Below are 12,064 nucleotides of genomic sequence, written 5' to 3' on the forward strand. Positions count from 1 at the left end.
TAACGTCATCAAACACTCTCTACGTCAGGAGGATATTATGCAGCCACAAAACGCCTTACTGACCATCGGTGAATTCGCCAAAGCAGCCAGCACCACCCCACGCACATTGCGCCATTTTGAAGCCTTAGGCCTTCTTCGCTCCAAACGTGCGGAGAATGGACGCCGCTTCTATGATGAGCAGGCTATCACAGCATTTTTGCACGTTATAACGCTGAAAAATGCTGGTTTTTCTTTGCGCGAAATCCAAAGCTTTTTCGAAAAACCTCTTGATCCAGACAACATTTTAAAAGCTCAGATTGCCCTTTTAGAAAACAAACAAAGAGAAACCGAAAAAGCCCTAAATACGCTCAAGGGTTTACAAGATCACCGCAACCACTCCACCAAGGGAATGGCCATTACAATCCAAGAATTTTGTCAATTACTACGCCAGACCACCCATAAACTGGACAAAAAAGCCTTGGCGCCCCTGATCAACAAGCATTTCACACAAACAGAAAAACAACAGTGGGAAGCTACCGCAGAGAAACACTTCCCGGACGAAGACCGTAATTTTTATGCTCTAAAATGGGAAAACCTCATCAAACGTATTGATCATGCTCGTCTCAACGGTATGCGCCCAAACGCGCCTGAGGCTGCCTCTTTTGTGAAAGAATGGCTCGCCTTGCAAAAGCCCCTGCAAACCGCTTTAGGCCGCGATTTATGGAACAAAACTGCCGCCCTGTACAAAGAGCTTCACAAAGCACCTCAAGCGCAACAAGCTCCTTTTTCAGCCGAAACCCTTAATTTTATTCAGGAGGCTTCGGACCATCTGAAGGCGGTGGAACATCCTGCGGGATAATTCCTTTCAAAGTCTCTTCAGAAAAACTGTTCATCCGGTACGGACCGCGCCCTTGCGTCTGAATCCCGACATCATCCGGCATGTGTGGGTGCCGCCAGACAGACACCCACAAAGAACGCCCCTGAGGCGTATCCAAGTGGAAAACAACATCTCCGGCATGCGGCGGAACCTCCCCAACTGGCCCCCACCCTGTACGATGCGCTTGCACCCACTGATCCAACATCTGCACCTCAGACGCGGTCAAAGCACGCAAATGAGGAGCCTCTAACTGCCCCCCGACCACATGCGGCAAATCCCAAGGGCGCAGCAGCGGCCAGCATACTGTCCAGATCACAACAACCGGCACACCCACCACGGCAATAAAGGCGAGTAAGAGCTTCTTCTCGCGGGTCATGACCCAACCTTTGTCATGCCGGAGTGGAGTGCTGACACAACATGTGCCACTTCTTCATCCGTCAATTCTGGATGAATGGGCAATGCCAGAACACGCCCGCCCAACCCTTCTGAAACCGGTAAAGACACACCGTCATGAGCGGCAGCATAAGCAGGCTGATGATGGAGCGGTTTGGGGTAATAAACCGCTGTTGGCACACCTTCTGCCTTCAGATGCTCTTGTAACGCATCACGCTGCGCAGCATCCGCCAACAGCACACAATAAACAGCCCACGCGCTCTCACTGTCAGCCACACGCACCGGCGCTATAATACCATTCGGCATACCTTGGTCATAAGCACACGCAATAGCATCACGGCGTGCCAATTCTTCCGGGAATGCTTCCAGTTTCGCGAGCAATACAGCCGCCTGAATCGTATCCAAGCGTGCATTCAGACCAATACGCTCCACTGCATAGCGCGTCTTGCCTTCACCATGAGAACGCAAAGACCGGTACAAAGCTGCCCGCTCTGGATCATCCGTCAGAATGGCCCCGCCATCCCCATAGCAGCCCAACGGCTTAGACGGAAAGAACGACAACGTCGTCGCTACGGCTTCATGCCCTAAGCGGCGGCCTTTATACGAGGCACCAAAAGACTGCGCGCAATCCGCAAAGAGCAGAAGATTTTCAGCCTTTGCATACGTATTCAGCTCATCCCAAGGTGCTGGCTGCCCAAACAAATCCACACCAATCACGGCCCGTGGGGTCAAATCTCCAGAACGACGTACCGCCTCAACACGCTGCGCTAACGACGCCAAATCAATTTGAAACGTATCCGGCGTGACATCCACAAAAACCGGTACCGCTCCCAACAAAAGCACAACCTCCGCTGTCGCTGTGTACGTGAATGCGGGTAGAAAAACGGCATCGCCCGGCCCAATGTTTTCTGCCATCAGGATCATCAACAGCGCATCCGTACCGGAGGAAACGCCAATAGCCTCTTTGGCCCCACCAAACGCTGCGAGCTTCTCCTCAAGCTCTGCCACTTCCGGCCCCATCACAAAACGACAATGCTGAAAAACAGCATCCACACGCTGCTTCAACGCCGCGCCCAAACGCGCTTGCTGACGTGGGAGATCAAGAAAAGCGATTGATTTATTCATGGGGAGAGGTCCCATCTGTCACGGGTTCGAAGGCCAGAGCCTCCGTATTATGCCTGAATTCCGGCACTAAATCCTGAAGAATACGCATGACCTCCACCAAGTCCCCCCGGTGGCATGCGGCGTCCAAAGAATCCAAAGCCTGACTTGCAAGCTCGAAATCAACAGTGCGTGGCGTTGCAATCCGCAAGCCAGCCGCATCTGTCGGCACAGGTGCTTCACGGCCATGGAACAGCTCTTCAAATAGCTTTTCCCCCGGCCGCAGCCCCGTAATCTTAATCTCAATATCATCATGCGGGCGCAAACGTGCCAAACGGATCATCTGGCACGCCAGATCCATAATCTGGACTGGTTCCCCCATATCCAACACAAAGATCCCGCCTTCACGCAGACGCTGCTCCGTCGCGGCCTCTCCGTCACGGTCACACGTACCACGGGCTGCAGCTTGTAAGACAAGTCCCACCGCCTCTGGAATCGTCATGAAATACCGTGTCATTTTCGGGTGTGTGACCGTCAGCGGGCCACCTTGCTGCAACTGACGGCGGAATAAGGGCACAACAGACCCGGTAGAGCCTAAGACGTTACCAAAACGCACAGTCACGCAGCGCATGGAGCCTTCGTCATTACGGGCGCGCATATCCAAAGCCTGCCCATAAATCTCAGCACAACGCTTACTCGCCCCCATAAGGCTTGATGGATTAACCGCCTTATCCGTCGAGACCAAAACCGTTGCACGCGCACCGGCAGCTTGCGCAGTATCCAAAACAACCCGTGTGCCCAGCACATTCGTACGCACACCTTCTATCGGGTTATTCTCTACCAAAGGAACATGTTTCAAAGCCGCGGCATGGAACACAATCTCCGGTGGATGCTGACGAAATACCTCAGCCATCCGCTCCCGATCCCGCACGTCAGCAATAACCTGCACACACGACACACCCGGAAAGCGCTCCGATAGGTCCAAATGAATTTGCCACAGCGCATATTCACTTTGCTCAATCAGCAGCAACGTCATCGGTTGATAAGCCGCAATCTGCCGCACCAACTCAGAGCCAATACTGCCACCCGCCCCGGTCACTGCCACCACACGGCCAGCCAGCAAATGCTGTATTCCTCGTCCATCCAGCGCTACCGGCGCACGATTCAATAAATCTTCAATAGCAATCGGCTGCAATTCAATATGTGCCGCAGGCTGCAACGCCGTGAGTGACGGCGTCCGCAACACATCCACCCCAAACAGCCGCGCCGTATCCAACACTTGCGACAACGCCGCGCCGCGCAAATCCGGTGATGTCACAACAATTTTCCCCGGCTGCCGTCCCGAAACCACCAATCGCCGCAACAACTCGGAAAATTCATCCAAAGCACCCAAGATAGGCGCACTATGAATACGTCGCCCCGCTTGCTGTTCGCTCAGGGTTACAACACCTACGACTTTCTGACTGCTAACCCGGTCACGCTCCATCGCACGGATAAAAAGATCGGCTTCAAAATCTGCCCCGATCAAGAGCACACGCTCACGCGGCAACCCCCAAGGCTGACGCCGCGTACAAATCCGCCAGAACATACGGATTGCGCCCAGCAATACCAAAAGCACTAAAGCATGAATTAACGGGAAAGTCGGTGTCGGTAGTCCAAACCCGGAAAGCAGCAATAATGCCATAAAGAAAACGGCACTTACTACAGAAGCACACGCAATCCCAATCAAGTCACTTAGACCTGAAAACCGCCAATATTGCTGCGGCATACGAAACGGCAAACCGGAAACCAGCAGTGTAATGCCGCCACCCGCTACAAACCATAATGGATGCAACATGCCGCCTTCAGGAGCGGCCAGCCACCGTGCCAGAGGTGCCGCCACAGCTGAAACCATACCGTCCAAAAGAACATTTAACGCAATCCGGCGGGAGCGTGTCATCAGGAACCATCCCCCCCGACGCGATGTAAGATCGGCCATGGGGGTATTATCCTCAGTAGAGGGAGCAGCAGGTGCTTCAGAATGCGTCATACTCGTCACATCCTGCTTATAGCGCTAAAATACACAATACCCTATGCTCTGCATTATGCTGTTTTCTGTTACATCACTGTTTTCGGGCCTTACCCTTGCATGTTGTGCAGTGCCGGTCCTGTGCGCCACCTTAATACTTATCATGATCCGGATTGGCGTGTTAGATCACCCCGTTGCGCGGAGTGCTCACACGCGTCCTATCCCCAAAGGCGGCGGCATCGGCATTATAGGCAGCTTTTTGGTCACGATCCCTGCTGCACTCTATCTTCACCCACATATACATGCGGTCCCGATTGCCGGCCTTATGACGGGCGTTTTCTTTCTCGCCATCGTCTCATGGGCGGATGATATATATTCTTTTAAAGCTTGGTATAAACTCGCCGCTCAGTGCCTTGCAGCGTTTCTCGTGGCACTCCCCGTCACATCGAGTCCCCTCACTCTCGGAGCCGATGTGTGCCTCGCCGTCTTTATGACCAACGCACTCAATTTCATTGACGGCATCAATGGCCTAGCGGCTGGCAGCATGGCAATCGCCGCCCTGCTACTTGCGTCTACTGGCTTACACCCTGAAATTCTTCTTCTTCTCGCACTCGCGCTGCTCACCTTCCTTCCCTTTAACTTCCCTAAAGCCCGTATCTTCATGGGCGATGTCGGAAGCCAATCCGCAGCACTCGTCATGGCATGGTGCGCCATCCAACCGACCCATGCTGAACCCGCATTAGTACTCGCACTCTTTGCCGGTATTTTATGGGACGTACTCTTCACCCTGATCCGCCGCTTATGCGCGGGTAATCACCTCATGCAGGCCCATCGCGGGCACCTTTATCAGTTAGCCACACGCTCCGGCCTCTCGGCACCATTCATTACACTTCTTTACTGGGCTTTTGTCATTTGGGGCGCCGTTATTTGGAGAACAGTCTCTCACCCGCCCATAGCCCTCATACTCATTCTCGCCCCACAATGCGGCTGGACCGCCTTTATCTGCTACCGCGCCCGCAAACATATCTCCGACGCATGGTAAGAGCATAAAAAAAACCGCTGCGGCATCCCGCAGCGGTTTTTTCTTTAATACTCTACAGCGAGGGTAAAGCGTTGAAGCTTAGCCTGCGCGGCGGACACTTAAACGCTCGACCTGGCCAATGGCACGGTCATCACGATCCGCTTGTGAACCAGAAGCTTCTGCCATAATCGCACGCATCTCCCGCAGGAACGCTTGTCCCTTCGGGGTGTGGCGTACCAATACAGAACGGCGATCCAACGGATCTGGCTTACGCTCAGCCAAGCCCAAAACGCGCAACCGATCCAACGCACGCGTAATCGCAGGCTTAGACACATTCAATGCTGCAGCCAAACCGCGAACCGTATGCGCGCCATCATTCAAATAGCACGTCAAGAAAACAGCCAACTGACGCGCCGAAAGATCCGGCCCATCACGACGTACCAGCGTTACAACCGTACCGCAGAGAAGATTTAACAACTGATCATTCTTAGCCTGCGACATAACTGCACTCCTTACGTTTCTTGCTCTCTCCGCAAGCCCCGAGCGGACCCCACATCAACGAAAACAATATTGAATTCGAAACGTTCCGTTTCGCTATAAGTTTTGGCTTCTCCTTCACACGCTCCGTCATGTTTTTCCAAACACTTCCTGGGGGTAGCATCTGGCACAACATGTTGTCGGTGCAAAAGAAAGCTCTTTAGTGAACGGAGGAATAAGCCGAAACGCCTTCGAAAAGACACCCCTTACTCAAAGACAATTATGTTACGATGCAAAAAAGAGAGGGCGCTAACCCCCTCTTCCACTTCTCTTTTTCTAACAAAGTTTTGCTATCGCACCAACAATCGCACGTAGCCCCAACGTCTCTCCACCCTCTGGGCGCCCCGGCGTGGAAGCGTCATTCCAAGCATAAGTGTCGATATGGCACCATTTTTGGCCCTTCGGCACGAAGCGTTGAAGATATAATGCCGCCGTAATCGCTCCTGCCATTGGCTTGGCCGTTATATTACCCATGTCCGCAATCTTACTATCGAGCCATGCGTCATAACCATGCCAGAGTGGCATTCTCCACAGGGGATCAGCACTCGTTTTCGCTGATTCGCAGAAGATTTCAGCAACGTTATCATCATTCGCGAACAACGCTGGCAAATCCGGCCCCAGCGCCACGCGGGCCGCGCCCGTCAAAGTGGCCATATCCAACAACCAAGCAGGCGTATGTTCAGAAGCTTCCGTCAGCAAATCACACATGACCAGCCGGCCTTCTGCATCCGTATTACCCACTTCAACAGTTTTGCCACTCCGCGTCATGAGAACATCACCAGGGCGCATCGCATGCCCAGAAACACTATTCTCAACACACCCCAGGCGGACCTCCAGAGATACATCCAATCCCAGATCAATCACGGTACAGGCCACAGCCAGTGCCAACGCGGCCCCACCCATGTCTTTCTTCATCCGCAACATGCCTGCTGGCGGCTTGAGGTCATACCCTCCGGTGTCGAAACATACCCCCTTCCCAACCAACGAGACGAGCGGCGCACCCTCACGCTTCTGCCAACGTCCAATCACCACTTGAGACGGGCGATCTGACCCCTCACCAACAGCCGCCAAGCACGGATAGGCAGTACGCAGCGCATCACCCTGCACAATTTCAACAGCCGCACCCCGCGCAACTAAAGCCTCACGAGCCTGCTCAGCCAACTCAACCGGACCAAGTAAATTCGCTGGCGTATTAATCAAATCACGCCCTAAACGGTTCGCTTCTGCGAAAGCCAAGGCACCAGCATCGCGCTCATCCACCACCAGCCGCGCTACAAATGCGTCACGGCCACGCACATGGTAACGATACGCCCCCATCGCAAAACCCAAAACCACAGCAGAACGGGCCTCTTCCGCCACACCGTCCAATGCTACGCGCCAATCTCCAGCATCCAAGGCCGTACCGAGCACACCATATACGGACGGATCCTCAGCTTTCTCAGGAGCTACAACAAAGAGAGCGGCCCCCTCTGGCAGTCTTGCATACTGTCCAACTTTCGCCTGAAACGCCTGCGCCTTCAGCCACGCCTCATGGCGTTCTTCAAAAGCCGCACAGTGAGACGGAGCTACAATATGCAGCGTTTTCACGCTTCCATCTTCTGCATTCAGAGCAGAGGCCGCAATGAAAGGAAGTGTTTGCACAGAAATCATCCATCTTATTCCAAAATTAAACAGGTTCATTGTATCAGGTGCTTGCTTTTATCGCGCACAAACCCGACCATTCACCTATGCCCAGCGCAGTTCAAAGAACCTTCTCGACCGCTCATACCATGCCAAGCGCCGTTCGTGCCGCCCTTGGCCCCACAAATACGGGGAAAACCCATTATGCGCTCACCCGCATGATGGCCCATGCCACCGGCATTATTGGCTTTCCCCTGCGGCTTCTCGCACGTGAAAACTATGAGCGCCTTGTCAAAGCCAAAGGCGCACGCTTTGTCGCCCTCATCACTGGCGAAGAGAAAATTGTGCCGCATGGTGCAAAATGGTTCTCCTGTACCGTTGAGGCCATGCCGCTGGACCGTAAGGTGGAGTTCGTCGCAGTCGATGAAATTCAACTCGCCGCAGACCCCGATCGCGGCCATGTCTTCACAGACCGCCTTCTCAATGCCCGCGGCACGGTCGAAACTCTCTTTCTTGGGGCTGAAACCATCCGCCCCCTGCTCAAACGCCTGATCCCAAACATCGAGATCGATACACGGCACCGCCTATCCAGCCTTGTCTATACCGGCGCAACCAAGCTCTCAAAACTTCCACCACGCTCCGCCATCGTCGCCTTCTCTATGGCCGAAGTGTACACATTGGCGGAAGTCGTCCGACGGCGCCGCGGTGGCTGCGCCGTTATCATGGGGCAGCTCAGCCCCCGCACCCGTAATGCCCAAATCGAACTCTACCAAAACCGGGAAGTCGATTATCTCGTCGCAACAGACGCCATCGGCATGGGCCTTAATATGGATGTGGACCATGTGGCCCTCGCCCAATTAAGCAAATTTGACGGCACCACCCCACGCCCCCTCTACCCACAAGAAATCGCCCAAATTGCAGGCCGTGCTGGGCGTGGCATGCGCGACGGCACCTTTGGCACCACAGCAGACGCTCCTGCGCTCTCTGAAACACTAGCCGAAACCATCGAACAACATCGTTTCGAGCCAATTAAACGCCTTTCTTGGCGCAATAGCTGCTTAGATTTCACCAACCCCCGCGCCTTATTAGCCAGCCTCACGGTGTCCCCCCCTCAAAAAGGCCTCGTCCCCGGCCGCATCGCCTCAGATGTCACCACACTCGAAAGCCTCCTTCTCGACCCAGACATCCAAAAAACTGCACGAGGGCGAGAGGCAACAGCACTGCTATGGGACGTCTGCCAAATCCCCGATTTCCGTAAATTAGGGGACGACAGCCACGCCCGCTTGTGCAGCAATCTGTACATGCACTTGCTCAAAGACGGGACCATCCCGCCGAACTGGATGGACGGCCATCTTCGCGGTCTCGATAAACCCGAAGGCGATATCGACACCCTGATGCAGCGCCTCACCGGTATCCGCGTCTGTGCCTATATTGCTTCTCGCAATGAATGGAGCCGCCACGCAAACACATGGCAAAAACGCACGCGTGAGGTTGAAGAGCGCTTATCAGATGCTTTGCATGACCGCCTCACCGCACGTTTTGTCGACCGTCGGGCCGCAACACTCTTGCGCCGCCTTGACGACGCGCAAGATCACCCCCTCCTCTCTGCCGTCACACAAGACGGCACCGTGGTTGTTGAAGGTCATGAAATCGGAAAAATTGAAGGCTTCTCCCTCAATCTTGGCCCCATTGAAGACTCGGAACGCGCCCTAGTGCTCCGCGCAGGACGACGTGCACTCCAACAAGAAATCCCTCGCCGGATCCATCAATTCACCCACGCCCCCGATGCTGATCTGGCACTAAACACCGAAACCGCCATCCTCTCATGGAACGGAGTGCCGCTCGGCCGCCTAAGTGCCGGGAAAACCGTCCTCCAGCCGCATATACGTCTCTTCCATGATGACTTCGCTGACACACAACAGCGCACACAGGTCGAAAAACGCCTCATCACCTTTGTACAATCTCTTATCCAAAGAGACTTTAGCGTCCTATTCGCTCTGCAACACGCTGCCGAAACACACCCTGCCTTGCGCGGCGTCGTGCACCGCTTGGTAGAAGATGGTGGTATAACCCCCCCTCTCCCGGCAGATTATACAATCCCACACGACGACCGACGCCTACTAAAAAAACACGGTATTATCATCGGACACTTCGCGCTCTTTATGCCTGCGCTTATGCGTCCCCATACCTTGCATATGCGCGCGCTGCTCTCTCATGTTCATGCTGGTCATTCTAGCGCTTTAGCGCCACCACCACCGGGCCGTATTTCCTGTCCACTTCCTACCGTCTCGGGGCGACCGGGCTGGGTAGCCGTTGGTGATGTCGGGGTACGTCTCGATATCATTGAGCGCCGCTTATATGATCTCAAACGCCTCACCGCTCGCGCCCCCTGCCTGGCGCCTAGAGATTTACCGTCATGGTTTGGTATCCGAGCCGCTCAATTGACACATACGCTCACCAGCTTAGGCATACGTCACCAACCACCATCAGTATTAGACGACCGCTTTTTCGGACCGGCCGCACCACTTTTACTCCTGCCGCCACGCTCACAAACGCATAAACGACGTACATCCCTCCCCCCCGAACGCACGAGGCCTATCCATAATGCAGATAGTCCGTTTGCAGCACTCGCGGCCTTACGCCCCACACCACGCCCCCCCTCCAAAACGCGCATGCCTCACCCCAAGCGCAAACGTTCCTCATAAGTCACACCCCCTATGTCAACAGATTTTCAACGCTTTGACCTTTGGCTTTATTATGCGCGCTTCGCAAAGAGCCGCAGCATAAGTGCGGCCTATATTACGCGTGGATTTGCTCGTATTAATGGTCAACCAACCAATAAACCTCACGCTAAAATACGCGTTGGCGATACCGTCACCCTATCCCCACGGCACTCTAAAGATGATGTGCATGTGTGGACTATTCGCGCTCTCGGTACGCGGCGTGGCCCTGCTTCAGAAGCCACACTGCTTTATGAGAACGGCACAACACACAGTGAAGACGCTTGCGTCTGACCAAAAACACTCGCATATCATCCGTCATCAATGAAAGACCGGTGCTAAACCAAGCCACCAAGACAGATTGGAGACATCTATGGCCTATGTGGTCACCGAGAACTGCATCCGCTGCAAGTTCATGGATTGCGTCGAAGTTTGCCCCGTAGACTGTTTCTATGCCGGCGAAAACTTCCTAGTGATCAATCCTGACGAATGCATTGACTGCGGCGTCTGTGAACCAGAATGCCCTGCAGAAGCGATCTTCCCAGATAGTGATGGCCGCGCCGAAGCATGGATTGAGACAAACTCACGCCTTGCGGCACAATGGCCCAACATCACCCGCAAAGGCGAACAGCCCGCCGATGCTGAAGAATGGAAAGATAAGCCAGACAAAGCTGGCCTTTTGTCCGAGGCGCCACATAAAGACTGATCCGCACCCTCCTACGAGGATCACGAAAAAGCCCGACACATCTTCGTGTCGGGCTTTTTTTATACGTCTTCATCATCATAAAAAAAGCCGGCGGAGTTTCCCCCACCGGCTCAACACACTCAACACTTCAGAAGCGTTTAGCGTGACATCATGTTCATGGCCGTATCGTGCATAATGAACAATGTACCACCGATAACGATGACCACCGTCGCCACTGCAACCAAGAAGCACAACAGGTTCCAATACTGCTCAGAACTACCGTTCATGTGCAGGAAGAACACCAAGTGTACGAAAATCTGAACAACAGCCAAAACCGACAAAACCGCAATCGCCATGCCCGGAGACAAAGCGTGGGTCATGACAGCAGCGAAAGACGCTACTGTCAAAATGACGGCCAGAACAAAACCGATCAGATATGCGGAGTAAGATCCGTGACTATTGCTTGCCCCGGATGAGTGAGAAGCTTGGGCCATTAGAGCGTACTCGCAAGATAGACAAAGGAGAAAACGCAGATCCAAACGATGTCCAGAAAGTGCCAGAACAGGCTGAGGCAAGCAAGCTTGTCCATCATCCGTGGCTTCAGCCCTTGTCGGCCAAGCATCTGCACCATCAGAACAACCATCCAAATCAAACCACACGTTACGTGCAGACCGTGCGTACCAACCAGCGTAAAGAACGCAGACAAGAACGCTGAACGGTCAGGGCCATTGCCCTCCGCAATCATGTGATGAAACTCGTTGACCTCAAGTCCTACGAAGGACGCACCGAGAAGAAATGTCACGGCGAGCCACAGGAGAACTGCACCCTTCTTCTGCGCATGCGCATTGATGGATGCAAAACCGTAGGTGATGGATGAGAACAGCAGGATTGCTGTCTCAATACCAACATTTTGAAGATCAAACAGTTCTTTGCCCGTCGGACCACCTGCAAACTGGTTCCGCATCACTGCGAATACAGCAAAGATGGTGCCGAACAGGACGCAGTCTGTCATCAGGTACACCCAGAAGCCAAACACGTTGGGGGTCTCGTGATGATGTTCCCCATCGTGATGGTCTGCATGTGCCGCAGGCGACATTGTTGCTTCGTGAGCCATAATCAGCTT

General features: G+C 53.9%; 12 protein-coding genes. 5 read left to right on the forward strand and 7 right to left on the reverse strand.

Going from position 1 to position 12,064, the window contains the following annotated elements:
* The first annotated feature begins 37 nt into the window (after nt 1-37).
* Nucleotides 38-838 carry a MerR family transcriptional regulator gene (locus KB213_RS00905; protein WP_211680017.1) on the forward strand — a complete coding sequence of 267 codons (801 nt, stop codon included), beginning with the start codon at nt 38-40 and terminating at the stop codon, nt 836-838.
* On the opposite strand, the gene KB213_RS00910 is transcribed toward KB213_RS00905, so the two are convergent.
* From KB213_RS00910 to KB213_RS00920, 3 genes are read right to left on the reverse strand one after another with little or no spacing between them, the layout of a single operon-like run.
* Complete coding sequence (locus KB213_RS00910) at nt 786-1,232, reverse strand: hypothetical protein (protein ID WP_211680020.1); 447 nt, start codon at nt 1,230-1,232, stop codon at nt 786-788. The two genes, KB213_RS00905 and KB213_RS00910, sit on opposite strands and share 53 nt — an antisense overlap.
* A complete protein-coding gene (locus KB213_RS00915) occupies nt 1,229-2,374 on the reverse strand; it encodes a DegT/DnrJ/EryC1/StrS family aminotransferase (protein ID WP_211680022.1) in 1,146 nt (381 codons plus the stop codon). Before KB213_RS00915 ends, KB213_RS00910 begins: the two co-directional genes overlap by 4 nt.
* Nucleotides 2,367-4,328: a polysaccharide biosynthesis protein gene (locus KB213_RS00920; protein WP_211680542.1), complete on the reverse strand. Its 1,962-nt coding sequence runs from the start codon at nt 4,326-4,328 to the stop codon at nt 2,367-2,369. Before KB213_RS00920 ends, KB213_RS00915 begins: the two co-directional genes overlap by 8 nt.
* A gap of 106 nt (nt 4,329-4,434) precedes the next feature.
* Here KB213_RS00920 and KB213_RS00925 point away from each other — a divergent pair, with 106 nt between their 5' ends.
* Nucleotides 4,435-5,400 (forward strand): glycosyltransferase family 4 protein, encoded by a 966-nt coding sequence (locus tag KB213_RS00925; protein ID WP_211680025.1) that lies wholly within the window; start codon nt 4,435-4,437, stop codon nt 5,398-5,400.
* A gap of 78 nt (nt 5,401-5,478) precedes the next feature.
* Here KB213_RS00925 and KB213_RS00930 read toward each other — a convergent pair whose 3' ends face one another.
* Complete coding sequence (locus KB213_RS00930) at nt 5,479-5,880, reverse strand: MarR family transcriptional regulator (protein ID WP_211680028.1); 402 nt, start codon at nt 5,878-5,880, stop codon at nt 5,479-5,481.
* Between the two features lie 312 nt (nt 5,881-6,192).
* Nucleotides 6,193-7,566: a leucyl aminopeptidase family protein gene (locus tag KB213_RS00935; protein ID WP_408903696.1), complete on the reverse strand. Its 1,374-nt coding sequence runs from the start codon at nt 7,564-7,566 to the stop codon at nt 6,193-6,195.
* Between the two features lie 77 nt (nt 7,567-7,643).
* On the opposite strand from KB213_RS00935, the gene KB213_RS00940 reads away from it, so the two are divergent.
* The 3 genes from KB213_RS00940 to fdxA all read left to right on the forward strand — a co-directional run bounded on the left by KB213_RS00940 (nt 7,644) and on the right by fdxA (nt 10,962).
* Nucleotides 7,644-10,241: a helicase-related protein gene (locus KB213_RS00940; RefSeq protein ID WP_211680034.1), complete on the forward strand. Its 2,598-nt coding sequence runs from the start codon at nt 7,644-7,646 to the stop codon at nt 10,239-10,241.
* Nucleotides 10,242-10,253: 12 nt separating this feature from the next.
* Complete coding sequence (locus KB213_RS00945; protein WP_211680037.1) at nt 10,254-10,550, forward strand: RNA-binding S4 domain-containing protein; 297 nt, start codon at nt 10,254-10,256, stop codon at nt 10,548-10,550.
* Nucleotides 10,551-10,629: 79 nt separating this feature from the next.
* Nucleotides 10,630-10,962, forward strand: coding sequence for a ferredoxin FdxA (fdxA, locus tag KB213_RS00950; protein ID WP_068167709.1), 333 nt, complete (start codon nt 10,630-10,632; stop codon nt 10,960-10,962).
* 137 nt (nt 10,963-11,099) lie between these two features.
* Here the strand turns inward: fdxA and cyoD are convergent, their stop codons facing one another.
* Entirely contained in the window at nt 11,100-11,435 is a 336-nt protein-coding gene (gene cyoD, locus KB213_RS00955) for a cytochrome o ubiquinol oxidase subunit IV (RefSeq protein ID WP_211680040.1), read from the reverse strand.
* Nucleotides 11,435-12,055 carry a cytochrome o ubiquinol oxidase subunit III gene (gene cyoC / locus KB213_RS00960; RefSeq protein WP_068167706.1) on the reverse strand — a complete coding sequence of 207 codons (621 nt, stop codon included), beginning with the start codon at nt 12,053-12,055 and terminating at the stop codon, nt 11,435-11,437. The genes cyoD and cyoC overlap by 1 nt, the downstream gene beginning before the upstream one ends.
* Nucleotides 12,056-12,064: the final 9 nt, after the last annotated feature.

Origin of the sequence: Neokomagataea anthophila (assembly GCF_018122595.1) — a bacterium.
GTDB classification, from domain to species: Bacteria; Pseudomonadota; Alphaproteobacteria; order Acetobacterales; family Acetobacteraceae; genus Gluconobacter; species Gluconobacter anthophilus.

Excerpts from the sequence above, each read along its gene's own strand:
- cyoC (WP_068167706.1), bottom strand. The coding sequence starts at position 12,055 with ATGGCTCACGAAGCAACAATGTCGCCTGCGGCACATGCAGACCATCAC.
- KB213_RS00920 (WP_211680542.1), bottom strand. The coding sequence starts at position 4,328 with ATGGCCGATCTTACATCGCGTCGGGGGGGATGGTTCCTGATGACACGC.
- fdxA (WP_068167709.1), top strand. The coding sequence starts at position 10,630 with ATGGCCTATGTGGTCACCGAGAACTGCATCCGCTGCAAGTTCATGGAT.
- KB213_RS00940 (WP_211680034.1), top strand. The coding sequence starts at position 7,644 with ATGCCCAGCGCAGTTCAAAGAACCTTCTCGACCGCTCATACCATGCCA.
- KB213_RS00915 (WP_211680022.1), bottom strand. The coding sequence starts at position 2,374 with ATGAATAAATCAATCGCTTTTCTTGATCTCCCACGTCAGCAAGCGCGT.
- KB213_RS00930 (WP_211680028.1), bottom strand. The coding sequence starts at position 5,880 with ATGTCGCAGGCTAAGAATGATCAGTTGTTAAATCTTCTCTGCGGTACG.
- KB213_RS00910 (WP_211680020.1), bottom strand. The coding sequence starts at position 1,232 with ATGACCCGCGAGAAGAAGCTCTTACTCGCCTTTATTGCCGTGGTGGGT.
- KB213_RS00905 (WP_211680017.1), top strand. The coding sequence starts at position 38 with ATGCAGCCACAAAACGCCTTACTGACCATCGGTGAATTCGCCAAAGCA.
- cyoD (WP_211680040.1), bottom strand. The coding sequence starts at position 11,435 with ATGGCCCAAGCTTCTCACTCATCCGGGGCAAGCAATAGTCACGGATCT.
- KB213_RS00945 (WP_211680037.1), top strand. The coding sequence starts at position 10,254 with ATGTCAACAGATTTTCAACGCTTTGACCTTTGGCTTTATTATGCGCGC.
- KB213_RS00935 (WP_408903696.1), bottom strand. The coding sequence starts at position 7,566 with ATGATTTCTGTGCAAACACTTCCTTTCATTGCGGCCTCTGCTCTGAAT.
- KB213_RS00925 (WP_211680025.1), top strand. The coding sequence starts at position 4,435 with ATGCTGTTTTCTGTTACATCACTGTTTTCGGGCCTTACCCTTGCATGT.